The organism is Blastococcus sp. SYSU D01042, assembly GCF_054050515.1.
In genome coordinates, this window is the sequence record NZ_JBJGZM010000009.1 from 85,928 (window position 1) to 111,194 (window position 25,267).

The following is a 25,267-nucleotide window of genomic DNA, read 5'->3' on the forward strand; positions in this document are numbered from 1 at the left end:
ATCCGGGCATGGGCGCCCGGGTCGGTGCTGCTGCACCCCGCAGACGACGAGGCAGCCTGCCTCGCCCCCGGCATCCAGGACGACGCAGTCCGCCGGCTCCACCCTCCGCGTCCCCTGGAGTCCTCCCCCGTGCCCCGCGCCCTGCTCGCCCTCGCCATCGGCGCCTTCGGCATCGGCACCACCGAGTTCGTCGTCATGGGCATGCTGCCCGAGATCGCCGACGGGCTCGACGTCTCGGTGTCCGCCGTCGGCCTGCTCATCTCGGCCTACGCCATCGGCGTGGTCGTGGGTGCACCGACGCTGACCGCGCTCGGGCTCCGCTTCACCCCGCGGCAGACCCTCGTCGCGCTGATGGTGGTGTTCACCGTCGGCAACCTGCTCGCCGCGCTCTCCCCCACCTACGGCACCCTCGCCGCCGCGCGGGTGCTCACCGCGCTCGCGCACGGCTCCTTCTTCGGCGTCGGCGCCATCGCTGCCCGCCGCCTGGTCGCCCCCGAGCGCGCGACCCAGGCGATCTCGCTCATGGTCACCGGGCTGACGCTGGCCAACGTCGTCGGCGTCCCGGCCGGCACGTGGGTCGCCCAGCAGACCAGCTGGCGGCTGGTGCTGGCCGCCATCGCCGGCATCGGCGTGCTCACCATCGCCGGGCTGCTCGCGTGGCTCCCCGCCGACGCCGGCGAGCCGGCCGACCTGCGCACCGAGCTCTCGGCGTTCCGCAGCCGCCAGGTGTGGCTGGTCCTCGCCCTGACCATGGTCGGGTTCGCGGCGACCTTCGCCGTCTACAGCTACGTGACGCCGATCCTCACCGACCTCGCCGGGCTCTCCCCCGGCGACGTCACGCCGGTGCTCGCCCTGTTCGGCGTCGGCACGACGGTCGGCACGCTGGCCGGCGGCCGGCTCGGCGCGCGCTTCGGCTTCGGTCTCGTCGCGCTCGGCATGCTCGGGGTCGCCGTCGTCCTCGGGGTGTTCGCCTCCTCCGCGGGCAGCCCGCTGGCCGCCGTCGTCCTGCTGGTGCTGTTCGGGACGCTCGGCTTCGCGATGGGGCCGATCGTGCTCAACGGCGTGATCGAGGCCGCGGAGGTCCCCGGCGGCGGCAGCCTGGTCTCGGCCGCCAACCAGGCCGCGTTCAACGTGGCCAACGCGCTCGGTGCGGCGCTCGGCGCCCTGGTCATCTCCCTCGGCTGGGGGCTCACCGCCCCGATGTGGGTGGGCGCGGGCCTGGCAGTCGGCGGTGCCGGCCTCGCCCTGCTGGTCCGGCGCGGCGCCCGGCCGACGACGCCGGCGCCCACCCCGGCGACCAGCCCGGTGGCGGAGCCCGTCGGCGCGCGCTGACCGCGCACGGTCTGCCGCCAGGGGGTAGGGAGGAGCCCATGACCACCGGCACCGCAGAGACCTCCGGCAGCTACCCCCTCGCCGGCCGCGCCGTCCCCCGGCTCGGCTACGGCGCGATGCAGCTGGCGGGCCCGCACGTCATGGGGCCGCCGGCCGATCGCGACGAGGCGATCGCGGTGCTGCGGCGCGCCGTCGAGCTCGGCGTCCGGCACATCGACACCAGCGACTACTACGGCCCGCACGTCGTCAACGAGCTGATCCGCGAGGCGCTGCACCCCTATCCGGAGGACCTGGTCCTGGTCACGAAGGTGGGCGCACGCCGGACCCCCGAGGGCGGCTGGCCCGAGGCCCTGTCGGCCGCCGAGCTGCGCTCGGCGGTCGAGGACAACCTGCGCAACCTGGGCGTCGAGGCCGTCGACGTCGTCAACCTGCGGATGCCGGGCTTCGCCGCGCCCGAGGAGCGGTCGCTGGCCGAGCCGTTCGAGGCGCTGGCCGCGCTGCAGCAGGAAGGGCTGGTCCGGCACCTGGGCGTCAGCAACGTGACCACGCAGATGCTCGCCGAGGCCCGGGCCATCGCACCGGTCGCCTGCGTGCAGAACCACTACAACCTCGTGCACCGCGCCGACGACCCGCTGATCGACGCCCTGGCGCGGGAGGACATCCCCTACGTGCCGTACTTCCCGCTGGGCGGCTTCACCCGGGTGCAGTCGGCCGCGCTGGACACCGTGGCCCGCCGGCTGGAGACGACGCCGATGCAGGTGGCGCTGGCCTGGCTGCTGGCCCGCTCCCCCAACGTGCTGCTCATCCCGGGGACGTCGTCGGTCGCCCACCTCGAGGAGAACATGCTGGCCGGGGCGCGGGTGCTCGGCCCGCTGGAGCTGCGGGAGCTCGACCGCATCGGCGGCACCGGCGAGCCCGACGTCGACCTGTAGCCGGTCTCCTCAGCCCACCGGGCCGAGCACCCGGTCCAGGTGCGCGTTGCCGAGCACGCCGGCCGGGTCCAGCCGGGCCCGCAGCGCGGTGAACTCGTCGAAGCGCGGGTAGCGGGTGCGCAGCGTGGCGGCGTCCAGCCCGTGCAGCTTGCCCCAGTGCGGCCGCCCGCCGACGCTGCCGGCCATCGACTCCAGCGCGGCGAACCACGCGCCGGGGTCGGTGCGCGCCGGCACGTGCGCGGCGATGTAGGCGGTGTCCCGGCCGGAGGCCGTGGACAGCGTGATGTCGTCGGCCGCGGCCACCCGCACCTCGACCGGGAAGGCGGCCCGGAACTCCCCCGCCTCCGCGATCCGGTGCAGCTCGGTGAGGATCGCCGGGGCCTCCGCGCGCGGGACGGCGTACTCCATCTCGAGGAAGCGGACCCGGCGCCGGCTGACGAAGACGCGGTGCGAGGTGTCGGTCCAGGTGCGCGCGCCCATACCTCCCGACGCGAAGGCTGCCAGCCGCGGGATCGCCGCGGGCCGCCGCCGGCCGGCGGCGACGATCCCGGCGAAGACGGCGTTCGACAGCACCTCGTCCTCCCACACCGCCCGCCACCGGGGCAGCGGCTGGAGCCCGGCCTCCAGCGGGAGGCGGGTGTTCCGCTTGGTCAGGCAGCGGCTGGTGTGCGGGAACCAGTAGAACTCGACGTGGTCGGTCGAGGTCATGAACTCGTCGAAGCCCTCGAGCAGCTCGCCGAGCCGCGCGGGGCCCTCCTCGGCGCGCAGCGCGAAGGCGGGCTCGGCCTGCAGGGTCACGGTGTCCAGCACGCCCAGGGCACCCAGCCCGACGCGGGCGGCGGCGAGGACGTCCGGGTTCTCGTCGGCCGAGCAGCGCAGCCGCGAGCCGTCGGGCAGCACCAGCACCATCGCGCGCACCTGGGTGGCCAGGCCGCCGAAGGCCGCACCGGTGCCGTGCGTCCCGGTGGACAGCGCGCCGGACACCGTCTGCCGGTCGATGTCGCCGAGGTTGGTCAGGCTCCAGCCGCGGGCGGCCAGCTCGGCGTTGAGGCGGTGCAGGGGCATCCCCGCCTGCACGGTCACCAGCCCGGTGCTGCCGACGTCCACCAGCGCCGCGTGCTCGTCGAGCACCAGCTGCACGTCGTCCGGCCGGGCGATCGGCGTGAACGAGTGGCCCGAGCCGACCGGGCGCACACGGCGCCCGGTCTCCGCGGCCCGGACGAGGGCCGCGGCGATCTCGTCGGCACCGGCCGGGTGGACGACGTCGACCCCGGACGCCCGCTGGTTGCCCGCCCAGTTGCGCCAGCTGCCGCTGCCCGCACCACCCCTGGTGATCACCGGCGAATGGTGGCACCCGGCGGCGTGCCGCGCAGCCACCTGCCGATGATCGACTCGGATGGCGGGTCAGTGGGCCACCGTGGGCGGGGGTGGCGGGTGGGGCGACCGGTTGCCGCACCGTGTCCGAGCGCGCGTGTCCGCGCGGACGAGTTGCCGTCCGCTGCGCATACGGTCCCGCCTCGTACCCATACCCGTGACGAGGAGTTCCGTTGTCCCAGCCTCCGCAGGCGCCCTACCAGTACTATGCGCCGCCGCCGCAGTTCGCCCCGCCCAAGAAGGGTGCCGGCCTTGCGATCGCGTCGATGGTGCTGGGCATCATCGCGCTGCTCCTCAGCTGGATCCCGATCATCAACAACCTGGCGGCCGTCCTGGCCGTCGTGGGCCTGGGCCTCGGCATCCCAGCCTTCCTCCGCGCCCGCAAGGGCACGCACGAGGGTCGCGGCATGGCCATCGCCGGGCTCGTCACCTCCGTCGTGGCGCTCGTCGTCGTGATCGCCACCCAGGCCTTCTACTCGGAGGTCATCGACGAGGTGGAGCGCGAGCTCGACCGGGACGTCAGTAGCGCCGCACCGGATGACATCGTCGACGAGGACGAGCCGTCGGACGCCCAGGTCGAGGAGTCCGGCGACGTCGTCCCGCTCGGCACGCCGGCGCAGGTAGGCGACTACGAGGTGACCGTCGACGCCGTCCAGCTCGACGCGAACGAGGTCGTGGCCGGGGCCAACCAGTTCAACGACCCGCCGACCGGCCAGTACGTCCTCGCCACGCTGACGGTCACGTACGGCGGGACGGAAGAGGGCTTCCCGGGGATGGACCTGACCGCGATCTTCCACGGCTCGGACTCCCGCCAGTACAGCGACTCCGACTGCTCGGCGGTCACCCCGGACGACTCGATGCAGACGCCGACGCTCAACCCCGGCGGCGTGGACACCTTCGAGTTCTGCATGGACGTCGCACCCGAGGCGCTGGCCGGCGGCCGGCTTTCCATCGAGCCGACCTTCAGCTGGGACTCCGACGAGCGGGTCTTCTTCGCGATCGGCTGATCCGGCCCAGCATCTCCGCCGTCGACCATCGTCCCCGTGCCGGCGACACGGGGCGCCGCGCCGCGGACCCGAGCACGGGGACGATGATCGACACGGGGTGATGGGTCAGCGGGCGCGGGCGACCCGGGTCTCGTCGAAGACCGGCTCGGTCGACTCATAGACCCGCCCGTCGGCGCCGAAGACCACGAAGCGGTCGAAGGAGCGGGCGAACCAGCGGTCGTGGGTGACCGCCAGGACCGTGCCGTCGAAGGCGTCCAGCGCCTCCTCCAGCGCCTCGGCCGAGAGGACGTCGAGGTTGTCGGTGGGCTCGTCGAGGAGCAGCAGCGTGGCACCGGACAGCTCGAGCAGCAGGATCTGGAAGCGCGCCTGCTGCCCGCCGGACATCGTCCGGAACGGCTGGTCCCCCGCCCCGGCCAGGCCGTAGCGGCGCAGCGCGGCCATCGCCCGGCCGCGGTCGACCCCCGGCCGGCCCGGCTCCCCGTGCCACAGCAGGTCGACCGGCGTCCGGTCCTGCCACTCGGGGTGCGCGTGGGTCTGCGCGAAGAACCCGGGGACGACGCGCGCGCCGAGGCGCCAGTCGCCGGTGTGCGCCACCGACTGCCCGGCGAGCAGCCGCAGGAAGTGCGACTTGCCCGCGCCGTTGGCCCCAAGGACGCCGACCCGGTCGCCGTAGAAGACCTCCAGGTCGAACGGCTGCATCAGCCCGCTGAGCTCCAGCCCCTGGGCGGTGACCGCGCGGACGCCGGTGCGCCCGCCGCGCAGCCGCATCGACACCTTCTGCTCCGGCGGGCGCTCCGGCGGCGGGCCCGCGGCCTCGAACTTGGCCAGCCGGGTCTGCATCGCGTGGTAGCGGTTGGCCATGTCCGGCGAGTTCGCGGCCTGCTGCTGCATCGTCCGCACCAGGTCGATCAGCCGCTGGTGCTCCTCGTCCCAGCGTCGGCGCAGCTCGGCCAGCCGCTCGTGCCGCGCCGCCCGCGCCTCGTGGTAGCTGACGAAGCCGCCGCCGTGCACCCACGCCGTCCCGCCCTCGACGGTGACCACGCGGTCGGCCACCCGGGCGAGCAGTTCCCGGTCGTGGCTGACGAACAGCACCGTCTTGCGGGTCTCCAGCAGCCGCTCCTCGAGCCACCGCTTGCCGGGGACGTCGAGGTAGTTGTCCGGCTCGTCGAGCAGCAGCACCTGGTCCGGTCCGCGCAGCAGCGCCTCCAGCGCCAGCCGCTTCTGCTCTCCGCCGGAGAGCGTGGACAGCTCCCGGTACTTGCAGCGGTCGTACGGGACGCCGAGCGCCGCGACCGTCACCGTGTCCCAGGTGACCTCCGCGTCGTAGCCGCCGGCGTCCCCCCACGCGGACAGCGCCTCGGCGTAGGCCATCTGCGCGCGCTCGTCGTCGGTCTCCATCAGCGCGAGCTCGGTGGCCTGCACGGCGTCCCAGGCGGTGCGGACGGCGGGCGGCGAGAGGTCGACCAGCAGCTGCTGGACGGTCGAGTCGTCGCGGACCGAGCCGATGAACTGGCGCATCACGCCGAGCCCCCCGGTGCGGGCGACCGCCCCGGCCTCGGGGACGAGGTCTCCGGCGATGATGCGCAGCAGCGTCGTCTTGCCCGCGCCGTTCTCGCCCACCAGCGCGGCCCGGGCACCCTCGCCGATGCGGAACGAGACGTCGGCCAGCAGCACCCGCCCGTCGGACAGCGTGTGCCGGACCCCGCTCACGTCGACCGACCCCGCTCCGATGCCCACCCGGACATCCTCCCGGCAGGGGCAAGCCGATTGCCGCGGGGCGGTCAGCCGATGCGGGAGTCCAGGCGGTAGCGGGCCAGCCGCTCGACCAGCTCCGGCATCGCGCCGATCGGCGAGCCCCCCAGGTCGCGCCGGCTCTCCCGGACCACGCGCACCACCAGCTGCGGGCGCACGCGCCCGGCGTACTCGCCGCGGAGCCGGTCCACGGCCTGCTCGACGGCCGGGTCGGCCGGCTCGGTGCAGGAGATCTCGGCCGAGGGCTCGGGGCAGCTGGACGGGACGGTCAGGGTCATCGACGTCCTCCGGGACGTGGGAGTGCCGTTTCTCGCCGGCTCGTCCACCGTGCCGGGCGGGGGGACCCCGCACCAGGGACCTAGGTCATCGCGCCGACGACGCGCCGGTGAAGTACTCGTTGCGCCCCGACGAGGTGGTCGCGGCCGCATCGCGCAGCAGGGAGGCCAGCTCGCCGGCGTCGACCCGGTCCAGCGAGGTGAACCGGATGCAGCTCTTCCCGCAGGAGACCGTGCCGAGCCGCTCGGCCCGGTCCTCGGCCAGGTAGCCGCCGTCCACCACAGCGCAGACGTACAGGGAGAGGTGCCGCTTCTGGGCGGCCAGGGCGATCAGCGGCCAGGTCGTCGTCTCCTTCGCCGAGCGCGGCCGGTAGGGCATGAGCCCGTACCCGATCATCTGCCCGGGGCCGACCGGCACCAGCACGCGGTCGAGGCCGGGCGCGGCCTCCCGCACCAGCGCATCCACCCGGCGCAGCTCCGGCTCCCGCGTACCCGCCGCGGCGAACCAGGCGTCGAACGCGTCGCCGGTCACGGCGCCGTCAGCCCAGGGCGATCGACAGGATCGTCGCGCCGGCCGCCAGCACCATGGCGAACACGATCACGGCCGCCACCATGCGCCTGCGCCGCTCCGCCCGCGAACCCCTCGTACCGGTCACGACCGGCACGTTACCGCCGCGCGGCGCCGCCCGGCAGGTGCCTGCCGTCCCGGGCTCGGAATCGTCGGACCCCGGTGGCACCGTGGGGCCGTGCCGACGACGACGGGATCCGAGGTGGGGCTGCTCCGGCTGGTCGCTCAGGGGCTGGCCGGGCAGCGCGCGGCCACGCCGGTCGAGGCGGTCCGCCGGCTCACCGCCGCGCAGGGGCAGAACCACCCGGGCTCGCTCACCTCCGTGGCGCTGCGCACCGCCGCCCGCGCGCGCGACGAGGTCACCGCTGCCCTGGACCGCGGCGAGATCGTCCGCTCGTGGCCGATGCGCGGCACCCTGCACCTCACCGCCGCCGAGGACCTGCCGTGGACGCTCGACCTGCTCGGCGAGCGCGCCCTGCGCGGGGTGGCCAAGCGGCGGGCGGCTCTCGGGCTCACCGACGCCGACGTCGCCCGCGCGTGCGAGGCCGTCGCCGCGGCGCTGGCCGGCGGCCGGCGGCTCACCCGGGCGCAGCTGCTGGCCGCGATCGAGGCCGGCGGGGTGGCCGTGACCGGGCAGCGGGGCTACCACCTGCTGTGGTTCGCGGCGCAGACCGGGATCAGCTGCCTGGGCCCCACCGCTGACGGCGAGCAGCTGTTCGTCTCGCTCGCGGAGTGGGTTCCCGCTCCGCGCCGGCTGGACCGGGAGGAGGCGCTGGCCGCGCTGGCCGCCCGCTTCTTCTCCGGTCACGGCCCGGCGACGGTGCACGACCTCGCCCGGTGGTCGGGGCTCCCGGTGCGCGACGCCCGGGCCGGGCTGGCCGCGGCCCGCCCGCAGCTGGGCACGCTGACCGTCGAGGGCACGGAGCACGTCCTCGACCCGGCCGTGCCGGACCGGCTGGCCGCCTGCCGGGAGGAGGCCCGCGGCACCTTCCTGCTGCCCGGCTTCGACGAGTTCGTGCTCGGCTACGGCGACCGCAGCGCCGTCCTCGAGCCGGAGTTCGCGACGCGCATCGTGCCCGGGGGCAACGGCATGTTCCTGCCCACCGTCGTCGTCGACGGCCGGGTTGTGGGCACCTGGCGCTTCGAGGGCCGGGGTGCCCGCCGCGCGGCGGTCGGCACCGCCTTCCGCGATGCGGACGCCCGGCTCGTCGCCCACGTGCCGGGACTCGCCGCCGCGCTGCCCTGAGCCGGCGCAGCGCGGCGGGCCGGCGTCAGGAGGAGCGGCGCTCCACGAGGAAGACCGGGATCCGGCGGTCGGTCTTCCGCTGGTAGTCGGCGTAGTCCGGGAACGCCGCGACCGCACGGTCCCACCACTCGTCCCGCTCGGGGCCGTCGAGCTCGCGCGCGACGCCGTCCCAGGGCTCGGGGCCGTCCTGGACGGTGACCTGGTCCGGCGCCGCCCGCAGGTTCGCGACCCAGGCGGGGTTCGTCGGCGCGCCCCCCTGCGACCCGACCATCAGGTAGGCGCCGTCGTGCTCCACCTTCATGAGCGGCTGCTTGCGCACCTTCCCGCTCTTCGCACCCCGGGTGCTGAAGATGACGACCGGCAGACCGCGGTCGAGCAGGGTGTTCCCCTCGCGCCCGCCGGTGCGCTCGTAGAGCTCCACCTGGTCCCGGACCCACTTCTGCGTGCTCGGCTCGTACTCACCCTCCAGCGGCATGCCCCGAACCTAGGACCTGCGGCCCGACCCGTCCTGCGGAGGGGCGAAGTCGATGGTGTGCGGCACGAAGAAGCTGAGGTTGTCGGTGATCAGGCCGTCGCTCTCGCGGATGCCCAGCCCGGCCGGCTCGCCGTCGACCACCCAGGCGCCGAGCACCGGGTGGTGCGGCCCGTCGACCCCGGCGAAGTCCGGCAGCGGCGCGAACTCCTGGACCACGAAGCCCTCGGTGCCGTACCTGCCGGGCAGCTGCGCGGTGACCTCGCCGTCCCGGACGATCGCCACGTTGGCCCCCTCCCGGCCCCACAGCGGCTTGCGCACGTAGGAGGTCCACGACGGGGGCTTCTCGTCGGCGAAGTAGGCCGGCAGCAGGTACTGGCCGAGGACCGGGTCGCTGCCGAACAGCTGCCACAGCACCGGCAGCAACGCCTTGGTGCTCCACAGCATCTTGTAGGCGGGCTCCACCCAGGTGGTCCCGCCCGGGCGGGCGCCGTCGGCGAGGACGGCGGCACCGAACTCGTCCTCGATCAGCCACTCCCAGGGGTAGAGCTTGAAGACGACGTCGAGGTGGCGACCCTGCGGGTCGTAGAACCGGCCGTCCCCCGAGTCCAGCACGATGTCCTCGACGACGAGCTCGATCGCCTCGTAGCCCGCCTGCACCACCGTGTCCATGAGGTAGGCGACGGTCATCCGGTCCTCGCCGGAGGTCTCCTCGCTGGTCCAGGCCAGGTGCACCCGTGGTCGTACACCGGTGCGCCGCTCCCACTTGGTGAGGTTCCGCTTCCACGCCGCCACGAGGGTGTCGTGCAGCGCGTTCCACTGGTCGCGGCCCTGCCCGGTGAACAGGTGCCAGTTCCACTGGGTGACGGCGGACTCGACCAGGCCGGTCGGGGTGTCGGCGTTGAACTCGAGCAGCTTCGGCGGGCCCTGGCCGTCGTACCGGAGGTCGAACCGGCCGTAGATGCTCGGCGGCTCCTCGGCCCACGTGCGGCGGATCTGCGGGCGGGCCATCGGCGGGATGTGCAGCCGGTCGAAGAGGTCGTTGTCGACCAGGTGGTCGCCGGCGGCGACGCACATCTGGAACAGCTGGGAGACCGCGCTCTCCAGCTCCTGGATCTCGGTCATCGAGAAGTCGTAGAACGGCCCTTCGCGCCAGTAGCTGCGCACCTCGCCCCCGGGCAGGTGGGTGCGGTTGTAGACCAGCCCCTGCGCCTCGACCTCGGCCTCCCAGCCGGGCCGGACGACGCCGCTCTCGATCCTCCGCACGGGGGGCGGCTCAGCTCCCCGCGCCGGTGCCGGACCTGCCGCCGATTCCGCTGCCGATGCCGCCGCTCACCCGCTGGCCGGCGCTCACCTTGCCGGTGGCCGGGAGGCCGGCGCGCTGCCGGGCAGCGGAGTCACCCGGGTTGATCCGGGTGCCGCCCGAGGGGAGCACGGTGCCGACGGGCAGGCCGGGGCGGAAGCCACCGAGGTAGAGGAAGAACAGCCCACCTCCGCCGAAGCCACCGCCGCGGTCGTCGTCGCAGAGGTCCTCGTCGACGATCTCGCCGTTCTCGTCGGTGCAGTAGGCGACCTGCTCGTCCTCGTCCTCACCGCCGGCTGCGCACCCGGCCATGAAGCCGGTGGCGGCGGTGGCGAGCACCGTCGTGGTGAGCGCGGCACGCACGCGGTTGGAGACCGCCATGACCTGGTTCCTCCTCGGGTTGCCCCCGACAGTAGGCGGTCGGGCCCCGGTCCCGGGTCGCAGGCCCGCCTGCTCGGTGGCACGGTTCCCCCGGACGCGTCCCGCCCCGGGAAACGCCACGAGCACGGAGGTGCGCCGAGGATGAGGTACCGCGAGAGCGGCAGCCTGGACACGTCGGGCGTGCGCGACACCCGGGGCCGGGGCGGCGGCGGCCGGGGCCTGGCCGTCGGCGGCGGCGGTCTGGGCCTGGTCGGGCTGGTCGTCGTCGTGCTGCTGCAGGTGCTCGGCGGTGGCGACGGCGGCACGACCGCCGCCCTCGGCACGCTGTCCGGCCTGGGCCAGGACCAGTCGGTGGACAACGCGACGCTCGAGCAGAACTGCCGCACCGGCGCCGACGCGAACGCCTCGGTCGAGTGCGCGGTGGTCGCCGACGTCGAGTCGATCCAGGACTACTGGTCGGGGCTGCTCGGCGGGCAGTACGCCGAGACCGAGACCGTCTTCTTCACGGGCTCCGTGCAGACCTCGTGCGGCGGGGCCACCAGCGGCTCCGGGCCGTTCTACTGCCCGGCCGACCAGCTCGTCTACATCGACCTGACCTTCTTCGACCAGCTGCGCGAGCAGTTCGGCGCGCGCGGCGGCTCCTTCGTCGACGCCTACGTGATCGCCCACGAGTACGGCCACCACGTGCAGAACCTGCTCGGGTTCAACGCGCGGGTCACCCCCGGGGAGACCGGCCCGACGAGCGGCACGGTGCGCCTCGAGCTGCAGGCCGACTGCTTCGCCGGAGCGTGGGCGAACCACGCGGAGACCGTGCCCGACGACTCGGGCGAGCCGCTGATCGCCGACATCACCGACGACGACATCGACCGGGCGCTGGACGCCGCAGCCCGCATCGGCGACGACTACATCCAGGAGAACCTCGGCAACGGCCGGGTCGACCAGGAGGCGTTCACGCACGGCAGCTCCGAGCAGCGCCAGCGCTGGTTCCGGACCGGTTACGAGACCGGCGACCCGAGCGCCTGCGACACCTTCGCCACCGACGACCTGGGCTGAGACGTGGCCGAGAACCTCACGCTGACCCGGGACGGGCACGTCGCCGTCCTGACCATCGACCGGGCCGAGAAGCGCAACGCGATGAGCGCCGGCATGTGGGCCGCGCTGCCGGGACTGCTGGCCGGCCCGGCGGCCGACCCCGCGGTGCGGGTGCTGGTCGTGACCGGCGCCGGGTCGAGCTTCTGCGCCGGCGCCGACATCGCCGGCCTGCTCGGCGGCACCGACGCCGACGACCCGATGGCCGACCTCCGGGCGCACAACCTGGCGGCGCAGGCGGCGCTGCGGGAGTTCCCCAAGCCCACCGTCGCGGTGATCCGCGGGCACTGCATCGGCGGCGGCGTCGAGATCGCGGCCGCCTGCGACCTGCGCTTCGCCGACCCCACCGGCGTCTTCGGCGTCACCCCGGCGAAGGTCGGCATCGTGTACCCGCCGTCGTCCACCAAGGCGCTCGTGGACCTGGTCGGCCCCGCCACGGCCAAGTACCTGCTCTTCAGCGGCGAGCTCGTCGACGCCGCCACCGCCCTGCGCACCGGGCTGGTCGACCGGCTGGTCGACCCGGCCGAGCTCGACGACGAGGTCCGCCGCTTCACCGAGGTGCTCGCCGCGCGCTCGGCGCTCACCCAGCACGCCACCAAGCAGGTCGTGGCCGCCCTCGCCGCCGGCTCCGACGGCGAGGACGTCGTCGCCCCCTGGTACCGCGAGACGATCAGTGCCGGCGAGCTGCCCGAGGGGGTCGCCGCCTTCGCCGAGCGGCGCCCCCCGCGCTTCGGTTGGACAGCCTGACCAGGCGGTCCCGTTTCACAACCCCGCCGATCGGGGTAGCAGACCCTCGCGGCGCACCCCGCGGAGGAGGCACCGGTACGGCAGCGCTGCCGTGCCCCGGACCTCCTCCACCCGCCCGGGACCGCACGGATGCGACGGGCGGACGGACGGTTCCAGCACCGAAATGATCACGTATCAGGTGTGGCCGGACCGGTCCCGGGTAGCGCCATCCCGACCACGAGCAACGCCCATGAACACTGCCGAGGAGGACCGATGACTCACAGCATCGACGCCCCGCTCCCCCCGCCCACCACCACCACGGCGGGGAGCACGGGTCAGAGCTCGTCGACGACCACCGACGTCGCCAAGGACGAGGCCCGCGCCGTCGGCCAGACCGCGGCCCAGGCCGGCAGCCAGGTCGCCTCGACCGCTGCCGACCAGGCCAAGGAGGTCGCGCACGAGACCCAGCGCCAGGCGCAGGACCTGCTCAAGCAGGGCCAGTCGCAGCTCAAGGAGCAGACCGTCGCCCAGCAGCAGAAGGCTGCCCAGGGCCTGAGCTCGCTCGCCGGCCAGCTCCGCGGCCTCGCCGACGGCAGCAGCCAGGGCGCCCCCGGGCCGGCCCGGGACCTGCTCCAGCAGGCGTCCGGCTACATCGACAGCTTCGCCGACAAGCTGCAGAACCGTGAGCCCGCCGAGCTGCTCGAGGAGGTCCGCAGCCTCGCGCGCCGTCGTCCGGGCATGTTCCTGCTCGGTGCCGCCGCGGCCGGGATCGTCGCCGGCCGGCTCACCAGCGGTGTCCGCGCCGCGCACAGCGACTCGGGCTCGTCCGGCGGCTCCCCGCAGACGAACTACGTCGACCCGACGCCGACGTACAGCGACACGACCTACACCGACACCACGAGCACGTACACGGGCACCGGCGCCGCCTACTCGACCGCCGGCTCCGCCCCCCTCCCGCCGCCCCCGTACGGCACGGTGCCGCCCGAGGGCAGCGTCGTGCCGCCCACCACGACGGGCGGCTGGGACGACCCGGCGCGGCGTCCCGGTGGGGTGGGCTGAGGCATGAGCACCCCCTACACCCCCGGTCAGCCGACCGGCGGTCCCGGCTACGCCGCCCCGATGGTGGAGCCGACGACCCAGAACTACGCGGCGGAGTACTCCGGCACCGGCAGCCACAGCGGTGCGATGGGGACGCCGATGACCGAGCAGGGCCGCCCGGACGTCGAGGGCAACTCGGTCGGCGCGCTGATCGGTGAGGTCACCAAGGACCTCTCGACGCTGATGCGCCAGGAGCTCGAGCTGGCCAAGGTCGAGATGAAGGCCGAGGCGAAGAAGGCCGGGCAGGGCGCAGGCCTGTTCGGGGCGGCCGGCTTCGCCGCCTACTTCATGGTCCTCTTCCTGTCCGTGGCCCTCTGGTGGGCGCTGTCCCACCTCGTCGGGCACAGCTGGTCGGCGCTCATCGTCGCTGTCCTCTGGGGCATCGTCGCCGCCGTCACCGGGCTGATGGGCAAGAAGAAGTTCCAGCAGGTGAACCCGAAGCCCGAGCGCACGGTGGACACGCTGTCCCAGGTGCCGGGCGCCCTCAAGCCCAACTGACCACGCCGACCTCTCCCACTCCCGAAGGAGTCGCACTCATGACCAGCAGTGACCCGGACGTCATCCGGCGGCAGATCGAGGACACCCGGCGCGAGCTCAGCTACGACGTCGACGCCCTCAACGAGAAGGTCAACCCCGCTCGCGTCGTCGACCGGCGGGTGACCGCCGCGAAGGGACGCATGACCGGCCTCAAGGACAAGGTGATGGGGACCGCCCACGACACCACGCAGTCCGCGCACGGGATGGCGTCCAACGCCGCCGGCTCCGTGCAGGGTGCCGCCAGCAGCGCCGCCGGCTCCGTGCAGGACGCCGCGTCCAGCGCGGCCGGCGCCATCCAGGGAGCCCCGGACGCGGCGATCCGCCAGACCCAGGGCAACCCGCTGGCCGCCGGCCTGATCGCCTTCGGCGTGGGCTGGCTGGTGTCCAGCCTGCTCCCGGCCACGCAGCGGGAGCAGCAGCTCGCGCAGCAGGCCGAGACCGCCGTCCGCGAGAACAAGGACGCGCTCCTGGCCCCGGCCAAGGAGGCCGCGCAGGAGATCGGCGAGCAGCTCAAGCCGGCCGCCCAGGGCGCCGTGGAGTCGGTGAAGTCCACCGCCCAGGACGCCGCCGCCACCGTGAAGGAAGAGGGCCAGTCCGCGGCCCAGGACGTGCAGGGCCAGGCCCAGCAGTCCAAGGAGACGGTGCAGAGCCAGACCTCGGGCAGCTGACACCGCGCGGGTCGACGACCCGCTGAACGAGCACTGCGCCCCGCCGGCCCCGCCGGCGGGGCGCAGTGCTGTCCGCGGCCTCACCCGAGGGGGTGAGGAGGCCGTCCGCGTCCCTGCTGCCGCCCCTGCGGAACGCCGAAGTCCGATGCATGACCGCCGCCGTGCTCGACCGGGGCCAGCCCGCCCCCTCGTGGCAGGCCGTCCTGCGGGGCCCCGTCCCCGCCACGCTCCTCCACCTGCTCGCCGCGACCCTGCTCGCCGCAGGCGTGCTGCCGGTGGTCTCCGCCTGGCCGGTCGCGGCCGGACTGGTCGCCGCTGCCGGGGCCGTTGCCGTTGACTGGCTCACCCGCGGCACCGCGAGCGCCCTGCGCGCCGTCACCCTGCCGGTCGCCGGCACCGCCGCCGCCGGTCTGCTGCACAGCGGCACCGGCGCACCGGCGGCCCTGCTCCTGCTCCTCGCGCCGGCGGGCGCGCTCGCCGCCACGGCCCAGCACCTCGGCCGGCAGGCCCGGCTGGTCCAGCGGCTGCAGCGCGAGCAGGCCGTCCTGCTCGACCAGGTGCAGAGCCGCGCCGACGAGCTGGACCAGGCCTCCCGCATCCTCGCCGCCCGCGCGCAGACGATGACCAGCGTCATCGACGCCGTCACCGAGCAGTCGATCATCGGCACCGACCCCGACGGGATGATCCGCGTCTGGAACCCGGGTGCGGAGAAGCTGCTGGGACTCCCCCGCGCCGACGTGGTCCGGCAGCGCTCGATCCTCGAGTTCCACCTCGGCGAGGAGCTCGCGGACGCCGCCGGTGACGCCGGCACGCCGGTCGGGCTGCACGCCCTGGTGCGCACCGCCCAGGAGAACGGCAGCGACGTCCGCGACTGGACCTACGTCGCGGCGGACGGCCGGCAGCGCACCGTCTCGGTGGCGATCACCCCCCGCACCGACGACCGCGGCGTGCACGCCGGCTGGAACTTCGTCGGCACCGACATGACCGACGTCCGGGCCACCGAGCGGATGAAGGACCAGTTCGTCAGCCTCATCTCGCACGAGCTGCGGACGCCGCTCACCTCGATCATCGGCTACCTCGAGCTGGTCCTGGACGACGACGAGGACGCGCTCACCGACGAGCAGCGCCAGTACCTGACCACCGTCGAGCGCAACGCCGACCGCCTGCTGCGCCTCGTGGGCGACCTGCTGTTCACCGCCCGGGTCGAGGCCGGCCAGTTCACCCTGCAGCCCGAGGACGTCGACCTGACCGCGATCGTCCGGGCCGCGGAGGAGACCGCCCGCGTCGCCGCCGCCGGCGCCGGTGTGCAGCTGGAGGTGCGGGCGCCCGCCGGCGGGCTCGTCGTCGCCGGGGACCCGGTGCGGCTCGGTCAGGCCTGCGACAACCTGGTCTCCAACGCGGTCAAGTTCACGCCCGCGGGCGGGCAGGTCTGCCTGACCGTCGCCGCCGGCTGGCGGTCGGTCGACGGCGAGGTGACGGCGGAGCAGCGCCCGGGCGCCGAGCCGGTCGCCCAGCTCTCGGTCCGCGACACCGGCATCGGCATCCCGAACGACGAGCAGGGCAAGCTGTTCACCCGGTTCTTCCGCGCCTCGACCGCCCAGCGCAACGCCGTCCCCGGTGTGGGCCTGGGCCTGTCGATCACCAAGGCGATCACCACCGCGCACGGCGGCACGCTGGACCTGGCCAGCGTCGAGGGCCAGGGCACCACGTTCACGCTCACGCTCCCCCGCGCCGCCTGACCGCTGCCGCAGCGCGTGTCCCGCGCCCCCGTCCCCGATCCCCCGGGGCCGGGGGCGCTCCGCTTCTCCGCGGTCGTGCAGGCCGCCTTTCCGCGGAAAAGCAGGGTGGGGACGCCGATCTGCGGGATCCCCGATCGAGCCTTGCGGATTCCTTGCGGTTAGCGGGCGGGTGGCCTGCGGAACGGCCCTCAGAGTTCTCCTCGTCGCCGGAAGAGCCGGTGGCACGGACACAGGGAGAACACCATGAGCGCCAAGGTCACCAGCTCCACCGCCCGCAAGGTCATCGGCTCGCTCGGCGTCATCGGCGCCGCTGCCGCGGTCGCCGGCATGGGCACCTTCGGTTCCTTCACCGACAGCACCGCCCCGGTCAACACGACGATCGCGTCGGGCACGGTCAAGATCAACCTGACCCAGGCCGCGGCCCTGCCGTTCAGCGCGGCCGGCCTGGTCCCCGGTGACTCGATCACCCGCACCTTCACGCTGAAGAACGACGGCAACACCAACTTCGGCTCGATCAGCGTCGAGTCGACCACCTCGAACAGCCCGCAGAGCGTCCTGACCTCCGACATCACCAACGGCCTCCAGCTGGCCGTCAAGTCCTGCTCGGTGCCGTGGACCCAGAGCGGCAACGCCTTCACCTGCTCCGCCGTCGAGAAGAGCCTGGCCTCCGGTCCGGCCGTGACCACGCAGCCCCTGGCCGCTCCCGCGGCGCTGACCTCCGGTGCGCAGGACAACATCGCGATCACCTACACCCTGCCGACCGGCGCCGGGAACACGTTCCAGGGCAAGTCGGCCGACCTCAGCGTCGTCTTCACCGCCACGCAGCGCGCCGCCGGCGCCCGCTGACCCGGCTGATCCGACCGGAGATCACACGATGACCGCCGTCCTCCCCGTCCGCCGCCCGGGGGCAGCGCAGCTGCTGCCCCCGGCCGAGGACACCCGCTCCGCACGGAACCGGTCCGCCGGTCCGGCCCGCACGCTGGGCCTGCTCGCCCCGTGGCTGGTCCGCGGAGTCGTCGGGCTGGCCGTCGCGGTCTTCCTCCTGCTCGCCGTCGGTCCCCACGCCCTCGGCTACCGCACCATGACGATGCTCACCGGCTCCATGGCCCCGATGATCGAGCCGGGCGACGTCACCGTCGTCACCCCGATCGCCGTCGAGGACGTCACCGAGGGCATGGTCATCTCCTACCACCAGCCGATCGGCGACCGCTCGCTCGTGACCCACCGGGTCGTCGACGTGCAGCGCGACGCCGCCGGCACGGTGACCGTCCGCACCAAGGGCGACGCGAACGAGTCCGTCGACCCGTGGACCGCGACCCTGCAGGGCGACACCGCCTACCAGGTGCGCGCCGTCGTCCCGGAGCTCGGCCACCTCATCCAGGCGCTCCGCGCCCCCGTCCTGACCCAGGTGCTGCTGTACGGCGCCCCGGCCCTGCTGGCCGGCTGGCTGCTGCTCGGCATCTGGCGCCCCACCACCGACACCCGCGAGGAGGACCAGGCATGACCACCATCCGCCGCACGGCCGTCCTGCTCGGCCTGAGCGCCGCGATCGTCATCAGCACCGTCATCCCGGCCTCGGCCGCCTTCTCCGCCCGCTCCGCCGCCCAGCCGGCCGCGGTCGCGACCGGCACCGTCACCGCGCCGGAGCGGATCGACATCAGCAAGTCCTGCGGCCGCACGCAGACCGGCGGCGGGTACACCAACTCCTGGGGCCAGTGGGTGCCGCCCACCTACAGCTACTGGTTCACCGCGACCATCAGCTGGCCCGCGGGCACTGCCACCAGCGGCGTGACCGGGTACCGCGTCATGGCGCACCTGAACAACGGCGCCTCGGTGGTCATGGGCGAGACGAACGCCTCGACCCGGTCCATCACCCAGACGGTCGACCAGGGCTACCTCGCCTACGAGCCGCGTCTGTCGGTCGTCACCCTGACCCGCACCAAGTGGAACGCCGAGACGCCCCGGACGGCGGTGCTGACGTGCTGACCGCCCTCGTCGTGGACGCCGACGCCCTCGCCCGCCGCCGGCTGGCCGGCCTGCTCCGCCTCGGCGGCTGGCAGGTCAGCGAGGCCGGGGACGTGCCCACCGCCCTCGAGCTGGCCTCCGGCGCCGACATCGACCTGGTCGTCACCGACGCCACCGTGGCCGGCGACGACGGGCTCGAGCTGCTCGGCCGGCTGCGCCGCGAGGGCTCGCAGGCCCACTTCGTCGTCGCCGCCTGGGAGCCCTCGGAGCAGGTCCGCACCGCGGCCGCCGCCGTCGGCGCCCTGGCCTGCTTGGGGAAGCCGGTCGACGCCGGCATCCTCCTCGACTTCCTGCGCAGCCGGACCACGGGGCCGGCTGCGCAGGGCGACCAGTACGCCATCCACGACATCGACGACCTGCACGACGTCGACGTCGAGGACGACCTGATGGACCGACTCCAGGAGATGTACGTGACCGCGCTGCCCGGCCGCCTGTCGGCCATCGACACCCACACCCGCCAGGGCAACGGCCCCGCGCTCGCCTCGGCCGCCTACACCCTGGCCGGCACCAGCGGGCAGCTCGGCCACCCGGAGGTCGCCTCGCTCTGCCACGCGATCGCCGCCGACGCCCGCCGCGGCGTCCTGGCCCACGCCCGCGTGCAGCACCTGCACGCACTGGTCGGCGCCTGAGCCCTGAACCCGCTCAGGCGCAGCACGACGAAGGGCCCCGCAGACGAGGGGGAACGTCTGCGGGGCCCTCCGGCGTCGTGCGGGGGGTCGTGCCTCAGGCGGCGACGAGGCGGTAGCCCACGCCGCGCACGGTGCGGATCTCCGGGGAGCTGAGCCCGGCGGCCACCAACTTGCGGCGCAGGTTGGACATGTGCGCCTCGACCAGCCGGAGGTTGCCCTCCCAGTCGGTCTGCCAGACCTCGCGCAGCAGCGTCTCCCGCTGCAGCACCCGGCCCGGGCGGGACGCGAGCGCGGCGAGCAGGTCGAACTCGGTGCGGGTCAGGTCGACGACGGCGCCCTCGACCCGGACCTCGCGGCTCTCCTCGTCCACCTCGAGCTCGGCCAGGCGGCGCACCGACTCCGCGGCCGACGCCGGCGCCTCCGGGGCGGGAGCGGTGCGCGGGAAGCGCAGCATCGCCTGGACCCGTGCGGCCAGCTCGCGCGGCGAGAAGGGCTTGGCCATGTACCCGTCGGCGCCGACGGCCAGCCCGATGAGCAGGTCGACCTCCTCGGCGCGAGCGGTCAGCATGAGGACGTAGCAGGCGGTCTCCGCGCGGATCCGGCGGCAGAGCTCGGTGCCGTCGGTGTCGGGCAGGCCGAGGTCGAGCACGATGAGGTCCGGCGCCTGCCGGCGCACCTCCTGCATGGCCTCCGCTCCGGTGCCGACGGCCCGCACGTGCATGCCGGCCCGTTCCAGGACGGTGCGCACCAGCTCGCGGATCTCCTCGGTGTCCTCCACGACGAGCACGGACTGTGCAGCCACGACTTCCCCCCTCCGATGCGTTCGTGGGCGCGCGGAACCGTCGGCTCCGCGTTCACCTGACCCAGTGATCGGCGCGGGCGGCGCGCAGCTTGAGCCGAGCCCCCCGTCCCCGGCCGGCGGCGCTCACCCGTCCGGGTGACGAACCGGTAACGGCTGCTCAGCCATCCCCCCGGAGGAGCCGTTGCGGCAGGCGGGGCACGACGTGCCCTCCTCCCCCGGGAGGCGCCCATCCGTTGAGGAGCTGGCCATGGACGGCAACGTCCGCGTCCTCGTGGTCGACGACGACCCCGACATCGCGCGCTACGTGCGCACCGTCCTGACCAAGGCCGGGATCACCGCCGTCGCCTGCATCGACCCGCTCGAGGCCCTCGCCCTGGCCGCCCGCGAGTCCTTCGACGCCGCGATCACCGACATCGAGATGCCCGGCATGAACGGGCTGGAGTTCCTCGGCCGGCTCCGCGAGCTGCACCCCGACCTGCCCGTGGTGGTCATGACCGCGCACGCCTCGGTGGACTACGCGGTCGAGGCGCTGCGCCGCAGCGCCGACGAGTTCATGGTCAAGCCCGTCCGCCGGGACGACGTCGTCGCCACCACCCACCGGGTCGTCGAGCTCGGCCGCGCCCGTCGCGCCTCCTCCCAGCACCAGACGGTGCTGGCCATCGGCGCGCACCCCGACGACGTCGAGCTCGGCATCGGCGGCACCCTGGCCGCGCACCGCTCGGCGGGCGACCAGGTCGTCGTCCTGACCCTCTCGCGCGGCGCCCGCGGCGGTGAGGCCGGCGACCGCATGGGCGAGTCCATGGCCGCCGCGGAGCTGATCGGCGCGCGGCTGTTCATGGAGGACCTCGAGGACACCCGCATCAGCCAGTCCGACCCGACGGTCTCGATCATCGAGCGGGTGGTGGGCCAGGTGCAGCCGACCATCGTCTACACGCACTCGGCGCACGACCGGCACCAGGACCACCGCGCCGTGCACCAGGCCGCGACGGTCGCCACCCGGAACGTGCCCACCTTCGCCTGCTACCAGAGCCCCTCGGCGACCGTGGACTACCGGCCCACCCGGTTCGTGAGCATCGACGGGTTCACCGACACCAAGCTGGCGCTCCTGGCCTGCTTCGGCTCGCAGTCCGGCATCCGCACCTACATGCAGGACGACTTCGTCCTCGCCACCTCCCGCTACTGGTCCCGCTACGGCGGCGGCCAGCACTGCGAGCCGCTCGAGGTGATCCGCGAGGCCAGCGCCGTCGTGGGCGCCCAGCACGGCCCGTCGGCCCTCACGGCCGTCCCCGCCTACCCGACCTCGATCCTCACGGAGCCCACCGGTGTCTGAGCCCACTCCCGTCCGCGTGCTCGTGACCGGCGCCGGCGGCCCCGCCGGGGTCGCCGTCCTCCGGTCGCTGGCCCGCCGCCCCGACGTCACGCTGCTCGCCGCCGACATGGACCGCTACGCCAGCGGTCTCTACCTGGTCGAGGAGGGCGCCCGCTTCCTGGTCGAACCCGGCCTGGCCGACACGTTCGTCGACTCCCTGGTGGAGCTCTGCGAGCGGGAGCGGGTCGACGTCCTGTTCTCCACCGTCGACGTCGAGCTGCCCCGCATCGCCGCCGAGCGCAAGCGCCTGGACGCGATCGGCACCGCGCTGGCCGCGCCGAGCCTGGAGACCCTCGAGGTCTGCCTGGACAAGTTCGCGCTGGCCCGCCGCTGCGCCGACGTGCTGCCCACCCCGCGCACCGAGCTGCTCGGCACCACCGACCCGGACTCGTGGGACTACCCGGTGATCGTCAAGCCGCGCCGCGGCGCCGGCTCGCGCGGCGTGCACCAGGTCGACGACGCCGAGGCGCTGCGCGCGCTCGGCGCCGACGAGGACGTCCTCGTGCAGGCGATGCTGCCCGGCGACGAGTACAGCGTCGACACCCTGGCCGACGCCGACGGGCACGTGGTCGCGGCGGTGCCGCGCTCCCGCCTGCGGGTCGACTCCGGTGTCTCCGTGGCCGGCTGCACCGTCGCCGACCGCGAGCTGGAGGCGACCGCCCGCCAGGTGGCCGAGGCCATCGGCCTGGTCGGCGTGGCCAACGTGCAGCTGCGCCGCGACGCCGAGGGGCGCGCCGCGCTGCTCGAGGTGAACCCGCGCTTCCCGGGCGCGATGCCGCTCACCGTCGCCGCCGGGGTGGACATGCCCTCGCTCGCGCTCGACCTGGCCCTGGGCCGCACGCTGCCGGACTCCGTGCCCTTCGCCGAGGTGGCCGTCGTCCGCTTCCTGGAGGACGTCTTCCTGGACCCGGCCGACGTGCTCGCCGCCCCCGGCGAGGCCGGTCGATGACCGCCGAGCTCGTGCGCACCGACCACCACGTGCACTCGACGTGGTCCGACGACGCGCTGAGCAGCACGCTGGAGAACCTGGCCGCCGCCCGCGACGCCGGGCTGGCCAGCCTTCGGATGGTCGACCACGTCCGCACCTCCACCACCTACGTGCCCGAGTTCCTGGCCGAGGTCGCGGCGCTGCCGCGGGTCGAGGGCCTCGAGGTGCTCACCGGCGTGGAGGCCAAGATCCTCGACGCCTCCGGCCGCCTCGACGTGCCGGCCGACCTGGTGGTCGGCGCCGGTGGCGTCGACCGCGTGCTCATCGCCGACCACCAGTTCCCCGGTCCGGACGGTCCGTGGAGCCCGCGCCGCACGCTGGAGGAGTTCGGCCGCGGCCTGGCCGCGCAGGACGCCCTCGGCATGCTCGTGGACGCCACCGTGCGCGCCATGGAGCGGGCCGGCCGCGGCCAGCTGGCGCACGTCTTCTCGCTGCTGCCCAAGATCGGGCTGCACGAGTCCGACCTGACCGACGAGCACGTCGACGCCGTCGCGCAGGCCGCCGTCCGCACCGGCACGACGGTCGAGGTCAACGAGAAGTGGCGCTGCCCCGGCCCGCGGGTGGTGCTCGCCTTCGCCGCCGCCGGCGTGACGCTGGTCGGTTCGACCGACAGCCACGAGGCCTCGACCGTGGGCCGCTACTCCTGGGTCGCCGAGGCCGGCGCCGCCCGCGGCCTGGTGGGTGCCCGGTGACCGACGTCCTGGCCGCTGCCCCCGACCTGGCCGAGGTCGGCCGCGGGGTGCTCGTCGCCGTCCTGCTGGTGTTCGTCGGCTTCGGCGCGATCCCCGTCGTCGCCGGGCTGGCGCAGTTCCTGCTCATCCCGCTGCACGCCGTCCGCAACCACTACCGCGAGACCGGGCCCTTCCTGCCCAACGTGGCGGTGCTGGTGCCGGCGTGGAACGAGGCGGCCGTGCTGACCGCCTCGGTCGACCGCCTCATGGCGCTGGACTACCCGCCGGACCGGCTGCGCGTCTACGTGGTGGACGACGCCAGCACCGACGACACCCCCGCCGTGATGGCCGCGCTCGGCGCGCGCTTCCCCGGCCGGGTGGTGCACCTGCGCCGCGAGAAGGGCGGCGAGGGCAAGGCGCACACGCTCAACCACGGGCTGCGCGAGGTCCTGGCCGACGACTGGATGGAGGCGCTCCTGATCATGGACGCCGACGTCATCTACGCGCCGGACTCGCTGCGCAAGATGACCCGCCACCTCGCCGACCCGACCGTCGGCGCGGTCACCGCCTACATCCGCGAGGGCAGCGAGGACGCCCACGGGCTGACCCGCTTCATCGGGTTCGACTACCTGGCGGCGCAGGCGGCGTCGCGGCGGGCGCAGAACGTGGCCGGCGCGATGGCCTGCCTGGCCGGCGGCGCCCAGCTGCACACCCGCGAGAACCTCGAGGCCATCGGCGGGCAGATCGACACCTCCTCGCTGGCCGAGGACACCGTGACCACCTTCCGCACCCAGCTCGCCGGACGCCGGGTCGTCTTCGAGCCGCACGCCCGCGTGCTGGCCGAGGAGCCGGCCGGGATCGACGCGCTGTGGAAGCAGCGGCTGCGCTGGGCCCGCGGCAACGTGCAGATCACCTCGATGTACCGCCACCTGTGGTTCCGGAAGTCGGTGCACCCGGGTCTGGGCGGCTTCTTCTTCGGGGTCTTCTGGTTCGCCATCCTGCTGCTGCCGGTGGCCATGCTGCTCACCTCCATCGGCCTGATCGGGCTGTACCTGCTGGACAGCGACCTGGCCGCGACCGTCTTCGGCGCCGCGGTCTTCGTCCCGGTGGCGACCTTCGTCTTCATGATCACCATGACCATCTCGGTCGACCCGCGGGTCGGGCTCAAGGTCTGGCGGGAGGCGCTGCTCTTCCCCGGCGTCGTCTCCTTCGCCGTCCTCACCGGCGCCACCTTCCCGATGCTGGTGCCGTGGGGCGGGGGCGACAGCAGCGGCTGGACGCTGTTCGTCTACAGCTGGCTGGTGCTGTGCGTGCCGATGGCCTTCCTGGTGCGCAAGCTGGAGCTCACCGGCTGGGGCGCCCGGCTGGCCCCGATCGGGCTCTACCTCGTCGGGTTCGGCCCGATGATGTGCGCCATCACCGTGGACGCCTACGTCAAGGAGTTCCGCGGCGCGGCGATGACCTGGGACAAGACCGAGAAGACCGGGAGGGTCTCCGTATGAGCAGGGGCCGCACCACCGCCGACCGGGCCGCGGCAGACGTCGCCCGCACCCTCGCCGGCCGCCCGTACCGCGTCTCGCCGCCGGTCGTGCTGACCGCGGCCGAGCTCGCCGCCCGCGGCGGCGTCCTCCCCGTGTGGGCCGACCCGATGGCCCTCGCCGACGAGACCGAGGCCGATCGCGTCCGCGAGCGCCGGCTCTTCGGCGGCCTCGCCGTCGCCGTGGCCGTCGTCGTCCTGCTGTGGACGGTGCGCTCGCTGCTCATGTGACCCGCCGCAGCTCGACGGCCGCCGACGGGTAGGGCGTGGTCTCCGCATGGTGGACGGCGACCCGCTCGAACCCCCGCTCGGCGGCGAGCCGCGTGACAGCGCCGGTCACCGGCTCGAGCGCGTCCGGCGTCATCACAGAGAAGGCGACGACGACGCGGCCGCCGGGGCGCAGCACCCCTCGACCACGTCCCACTCCGGAGCCGGCGGCGTCCAGAAGGCGCGCACGTCGAAGGAGACGACGACGTCGAACGGCGCGGCGCCCAGGTCGGCGTCGGTCAGCCGCGCGGTGTGCAGCCGCACCCGCCCCCCGGCCACGGCGTCGGCGTTCCGGCGGCCCGCCGCGGCGGTCATCGTCGCCGACCGGTCCACGCCCACGACCTCGCCGTCCGGCACGCGCGCGGCCAGGAGCGAGAGCAGGACGCCGTGGCCGCAGCCGACCTCGAGCAGGCGGTCGGTGCGGCGGGGCGCCACGACCTCGGCCGCCCAGGCGAGCCGCTCGGAGGCGCGCACCGGCGC

At 74.3% G+C, this 25,267-nt stretch carries 29 protein-coding genes; 19 read left to right on the plus strand and 10 right to left on the minus strand.

Annotated elements, in window-relative coordinates; all coding sequences use genetic code 11:
• Positions 1-129 precede the first annotated feature (129 nt).
• The gene (locus ACI79H_RS16225; protein WP_456555443.1) at positions 130-1,332 is read left to right on the plus strand and encodes an MFS transporter; all 1,203 of its coding nucleotides are present in this window, start codon (positions 130-132) and stop codon (positions 1,330-1,332) included.
• Between the two features lie 38 nt (positions 1,333-1,370).
• Positions 1,371-2,264, plus strand: a complete 894-nt coding sequence (locus ACI79H_RS16230; protein ID WP_456555444.1) for an oxidoreductase — start codon at positions 1,371-1,373, stop codon at positions 2,262-2,264.
• A gap of 9 nt (positions 2,265-2,273) precedes the next feature.
• On the opposite strand, the gene ACI79H_RS16235 is transcribed toward ACI79H_RS16230, so the two are convergent.
• On the minus strand, positions 2,274-3,602 hold the full coding sequence (locus ACI79H_RS16235; RefSeq protein ID WP_456555445.1) for a D-arabinono-1,4-lactone oxidase: 1,329 nt from the start codon (positions 3,600-3,602) through the stop codon (positions 2,274-2,276).
• Between the two features lie 209 nt (positions 3,603-3,811).
• Here ACI79H_RS16235 and ACI79H_RS16240 point away from each other — a divergent pair, with 209 nt between their 5' ends.
• Complete coding sequence (locus tag ACI79H_RS16240; RefSeq protein ID WP_456555446.1) at positions 3,812-4,645, plus strand: DUF4190 domain-containing protein; 834 nt, start codon at positions 3,812-3,814, stop codon at positions 4,643-4,645.
• A 105-nt stretch (positions 4,646-4,750) separates the two neighbouring features.
• Here ACI79H_RS16240 and ACI79H_RS16245 read toward each other — a convergent pair whose 3' ends face one another.
• The 3 genes from ACI79H_RS16245 to ACI79H_RS16255 all read right to left on the minus strand — a co-directional run bounded on the left by ACI79H_RS16245 (position 4,751) and on the right by ACI79H_RS16255 (position 7,204).
• Positions 4,751-6,382, minus strand: coding sequence for an ABC-F family ATP-binding cassette domain-containing protein (locus tag ACI79H_RS16245; RefSeq protein ID WP_456555447.1), 1,632 nt, complete (start codon positions 6,380-6,382; stop codon positions 4,751-4,753).
• Positions 6,383-6,426: 44 nt separating this feature from the next.
• Entirely contained in the window at positions 6,427-6,675 is a 249-nt protein-coding gene (locus tag ACI79H_RS16250; RefSeq protein WP_456555448.1) for a three-helix bundle dimerization domain-containing protein, read from the minus strand.
• 85 nt (positions 6,676-6,760) lie between these two features.
• Positions 6,761-7,204 (minus strand): DUF1801 domain-containing protein, encoded by a 444-nt coding sequence (locus ACI79H_RS16255; protein ID WP_456555449.1) that lies wholly within the window; start codon positions 7,202-7,204, stop codon positions 6,761-6,763.
• Between the two features lie 214 nt (positions 7,205-7,418).
• On the opposite strand from ACI79H_RS16255, the gene ACI79H_RS16260 reads away from it, so the two are divergent.
• Positions 7,419-8,486, plus strand: coding sequence for a winged helix DNA-binding domain-containing protein (locus ACI79H_RS16260; RefSeq protein ID WP_456555450.1), 1,068 nt, complete (start codon positions 7,419-7,421; stop codon positions 8,484-8,486).
• Positions 8,487-8,511: 25 nt separating this feature from the next.
• Here ACI79H_RS16260 and ACI79H_RS16265 read toward each other — a convergent pair whose 3' ends face one another.
• From ACI79H_RS16265 to ACI79H_RS16275, 3 genes are read right to left on the minus strand one after another with little or no spacing between them, the layout of a single operon-like run.
• The gene (locus tag ACI79H_RS16265; RefSeq protein WP_456555451.1) at positions 8,512-8,961 is read right to left on the minus strand and encodes a nitroreductase family deazaflavin-dependent oxidoreductase; all 450 of its coding nucleotides are present in this window, start codon (positions 8,959-8,961) and stop codon (positions 8,512-8,514) included.
• Between the two features lie 9 nt (positions 8,962-8,970).
• Positions 8,971-10,224, minus strand: a complete 1,254-nt coding sequence (locus ACI79H_RS16270; protein WP_456555452.1) for a glutathionylspermidine synthase family protein — start codon at positions 10,222-10,224, stop codon at positions 8,971-8,973.
• Between the two features lie 10 nt (positions 10,225-10,234).
• Positions 10,235-10,642: a hypothetical protein gene (locus tag ACI79H_RS16275; RefSeq protein WP_456555453.1), complete on the minus strand. Its 408-nt coding sequence runs from the start codon at positions 10,640-10,642 to the stop codon at positions 10,235-10,237.
• A gap of 141 nt (positions 10,643-10,783) precedes the next feature.
• On the opposite strand from ACI79H_RS16275, the gene ypfJ reads away from it, so the two are divergent.
• The 10 genes from ypfJ (at position 10,784) to ACI79H_RS16325 (ending at position 19,153) form a co-directional block, all read left to right on the plus strand.
• Positions 10,784-11,695, plus strand: a complete 912-nt coding sequence (gene ypfJ, locus ACI79H_RS16280) for a KPN_02809 family neutral zinc metallopeptidase (RefSeq protein WP_456555454.1) — start codon at positions 10,784-10,786, stop codon at positions 11,693-11,695.
• Between the two features lie 3 nt (positions 11,696-11,698).
• The gene (locus ACI79H_RS16285; protein WP_456555455.1) at positions 11,699-12,478 is read left to right on the plus strand and encodes an enoyl-CoA hydratase/isomerase family protein; all 780 of its coding nucleotides are present in this window, start codon (positions 11,699-11,701) and stop codon (positions 12,476-12,478) included.
• Between the two features lie 252 nt (positions 12,479-12,730).
• Positions 12,731-13,516, plus strand: coding sequence for a hypothetical protein (locus tag ACI79H_RS16290; RefSeq protein WP_456555456.1), 786 nt, complete (start codon positions 12,731-12,733; stop codon positions 13,514-13,516).
• 3 nt (positions 13,517-13,519) lie between these two features.
• Positions 13,520-14,053, plus strand: a complete 534-nt coding sequence (locus ACI79H_RS16295; RefSeq protein ID WP_456555457.1) for a phage holin family protein — start codon at positions 13,520-13,522, stop codon at positions 14,051-14,053.
• A 38-nt stretch (positions 14,054-14,091) separates the two neighbouring features.
• On the plus strand, positions 14,092-14,760 hold the full coding sequence (locus tag ACI79H_RS16300; RefSeq protein ID WP_456555458.1) for a DUF3618 domain-containing protein: 669 nt from the start codon (positions 14,092-14,094) through the stop codon (positions 14,758-14,760).
• 149 nt (positions 14,761-14,909) lie between these two features.
• Positions 14,910-16,499: a sensor histidine kinase gene (locus tag ACI79H_RS16305; protein WP_456555459.1), complete on the plus strand. Its 1,590-nt coding sequence runs from the start codon at positions 14,910-14,912 to the stop codon at positions 16,497-16,499.
• A 243-nt stretch (positions 16,500-16,742) separates the two neighbouring features.
• Positions 16,743-17,345 (plus strand): TasA family protein, encoded by a 603-nt coding sequence (locus ACI79H_RS16310; protein ID WP_456555460.1) that lies wholly within the window; start codon positions 16,743-16,745, stop codon positions 17,343-17,345.
• Between the two features lie 28 nt (positions 17,346-17,373).
• The gene (locus ACI79H_RS16315; RefSeq protein WP_456555461.1) at positions 17,374-18,003 is read left to right on the plus strand and encodes a signal peptidase I; all 630 of its coding nucleotides are present in this window, start codon (positions 17,374-17,376) and stop codon (positions 18,001-18,003) included.
• Positions 18,000-18,485, plus strand: coding sequence for a hypothetical protein (locus ACI79H_RS16320; protein ID WP_456555462.1), 486 nt, complete (start codon positions 18,000-18,002; stop codon positions 18,483-18,485). Before ACI79H_RS16315 ends, ACI79H_RS16320 begins: the two co-directional genes overlap by 4 nt.
• On the plus strand, positions 18,479-19,153 hold the full coding sequence (locus ACI79H_RS16325) for a response regulator (RefSeq protein ID WP_456555463.1): 675 nt from the start codon (positions 18,479-18,481) through the stop codon (positions 19,151-19,153). The genes ACI79H_RS16320 and ACI79H_RS16325 overlap by 7 nt, the downstream gene beginning before the upstream one ends.
• Before the next feature lie 94 nt (positions 19,154-19,247).
• Here the strand turns inward: ACI79H_RS16325 and ACI79H_RS16330 are convergent, their stop codons facing one another.
• Positions 19,248-19,955 (minus strand): response regulator transcription factor, encoded by a 708-nt coding sequence (locus ACI79H_RS16330; RefSeq protein WP_456555464.1) that lies wholly within the window; start codon positions 19,953-19,955, stop codon positions 19,248-19,250.
• A gap of 247 nt (positions 19,956-20,202) precedes the next feature.
• Between ACI79H_RS16330 and ACI79H_RS16335 the strand changes: the two genes are divergently transcribed.
• Genes ACI79H_RS16335 through ACI79H_RS16355 form a run of 5 tightly spaced genes read left to right on the plus strand, consistent with a single transcriptional unit; the run spans position 20,203 to position 24,751 of the window.
• On the plus strand, positions 20,203-21,285 hold the full coding sequence (locus ACI79H_RS16335; protein ID WP_456555465.1) for a response regulator: 1,083 nt from the start codon (positions 20,203-20,205) through the stop codon (positions 21,283-21,285).
• Positions 21,278-22,273, plus strand: coding sequence for an ATP-grasp domain-containing protein (locus ACI79H_RS16340; RefSeq protein ID WP_456555466.1), 996 nt, complete (start codon positions 21,278-21,280; stop codon positions 22,271-22,273). The genes ACI79H_RS16335 and ACI79H_RS16340 overlap by 8 nt, the downstream gene beginning before the upstream one ends.
• Entirely contained in the window at positions 22,270-23,004 is a 735-nt protein-coding gene (locus ACI79H_RS16345) for a histidinol-phosphatase (protein WP_456555467.1), read from the plus strand. The genes ACI79H_RS16340 and ACI79H_RS16345 overlap by 4 nt, the downstream gene beginning before the upstream one ends.
• Positions 23,001-24,485 carry a glycosyltransferase gene (locus ACI79H_RS16350; RefSeq protein ID WP_456555468.1) on the plus strand — a complete coding sequence of 495 codons (1,485 nt, stop codon included), beginning with the start codon at positions 23,001-23,003 and terminating at the stop codon, positions 24,483-24,485. Before ACI79H_RS16345 ends, ACI79H_RS16350 begins: the two co-directional genes overlap by 4 nt.
• The gene (locus tag ACI79H_RS16355) at positions 24,482-24,751 is read left to right on the plus strand and encodes a hypothetical protein (protein WP_456555469.1); all 270 of its coding nucleotides are present in this window, start codon (positions 24,482-24,484) and stop codon (positions 24,749-24,751) included. The genes ACI79H_RS16350 and ACI79H_RS16355 overlap by 4 nt, the downstream gene beginning before the upstream one ends.
• Here the strand turns inward: ACI79H_RS16355 and ACI79H_RS16360 are convergent.
• Together ACI79H_RS16360 and ACI79H_RS16365 are read right to left on the minus strand one after the other, a co-directional pair.
• On the minus strand, positions 24,744-24,884 hold the full coding sequence (locus tag ACI79H_RS16360) for a hypothetical protein (RefSeq protein ID WP_456555470.1): 141 nt from the start codon (positions 24,882-24,884) through the stop codon (positions 24,744-24,746). The genes ACI79H_RS16355 and ACI79H_RS16360 overlap by 8 nt on opposite strands.
• The gene (locus ACI79H_RS16365; protein ID WP_456555471.1) at positions 24,884-25,261 is read right to left on the minus strand and encodes a class I SAM-dependent methyltransferase; all 378 of its coding nucleotides are present in this window, start codon (positions 25,259-25,261) and stop codon (positions 24,884-24,886) included. The genes ACI79H_RS16360 and ACI79H_RS16365 overlap by 1 nt, the downstream gene beginning before the upstream one ends.
• Positions 25,262-25,267 lie beyond the last annotated feature (6 nt).

What these genes read in the sequence shown, in the direction of transcription:
- ACI79H_RS16230 (WP_456555444.1), top strand. Translation starts at nt 1,371, where the DNA reads ATGACCACCGGCACCGCAGAGACCTCCGGCAGCTACCCCCTCGCCGGC.
- ACI79H_RS16250 (WP_456555448.1), bottom strand. Translation starts at nt 6,675, where the DNA reads ATGACCCTGACCGTCCCGTCCAGCTGCCCCGAGCCCTCGGCCGAGATC.
- ACI79H_RS16265 (WP_456555451.1), bottom strand. Translation starts at nt 8,961, where the DNA reads ATGCCGCTGGAGGGTGAGTACGAGCCGAGCACGCAGAAGTGGGTCCGG.
- ACI79H_RS16275 (WP_456555453.1), bottom strand. Translation starts at nt 10,642, where the DNA reads ATGGCGGTCTCCAACCGCGTGCGTGCCGCGCTCACCACGACGGTGCTC.
- ypfJ (WP_456555454.1), top strand. Translation starts at nt 10,784, where the DNA reads ATGAGGTACCGCGAGAGCGGCAGCCTGGACACGTCGGGCGTGCGCGAC.
- ACI79H_RS16290 (WP_456555456.1), top strand. Translation starts at nt 12,731, where the DNA reads ATGACTCACAGCATCGACGCCCCGCTCCCCCCGCCCACCACCACCACG.
- ACI79H_RS16295 (WP_456555457.1), top strand. Translation starts at nt 13,520, where the DNA reads ATGAGCACCCCCTACACCCCCGGTCAGCCGACCGGCGGTCCCGGCTAC.
- ACI79H_RS16300 (WP_456555458.1), top strand. Translation starts at nt 14,092, where the DNA reads ATGACCAGCAGTGACCCGGACGTCATCCGGCGGCAGATCGAGGACACC.
- ACI79H_RS16305 (WP_456555459.1), top strand. Translation starts at nt 14,910, where the DNA reads ATGACCGCCGCCGTGCTCGACCGGGGCCAGCCCGCCCCCTCGTGGCAG.
- ACI79H_RS16310 (WP_456555460.1), top strand. Translation starts at nt 16,743, where the DNA reads ATGAGCGCCAAGGTCACCAGCTCCACCGCCCGCAAGGTCATCGGCTCG.
- ACI79H_RS16315 (WP_456555461.1), top strand. Translation starts at nt 17,374, where the DNA reads ATGACCGCCGTCCTCCCCGTCCGCCGCCCGGGGGCAGCGCAGCTGCTG.
- ACI79H_RS16320 (WP_456555462.1), top strand. Translation starts at nt 18,000, where the DNA reads ATGACCACCATCCGCCGCACGGCCGTCCTGCTCGGCCTGAGCGCCGCG.
- ACI79H_RS16335 (WP_456555465.1), top strand. Translation starts at nt 20,203, where the DNA reads ATGGACGGCAACGTCCGCGTCCTCGTGGTCGACGACGACCCCGACATC.
- ACI79H_RS16345 (WP_456555467.1), top strand. Translation starts at nt 22,270, where the DNA reads ATGACCGCCGAGCTCGTGCGCACCGACCACCACGTGCACTCGACGTGG.
- ACI79H_RS16355 (WP_456555469.1), top strand. Translation starts at nt 24,482, where the DNA reads ATGAGCAGGGGCCGCACCACCGCCGACCGGGCCGCGGCAGACGTCGCC.
- ACI79H_RS16360 (WP_456555470.1), bottom strand. Translation starts at nt 24,884, where the DNA reads ATGACGCCGGACGCGCTCGAGCCGGTGACCGGCGCTGTCACGCGGCTC.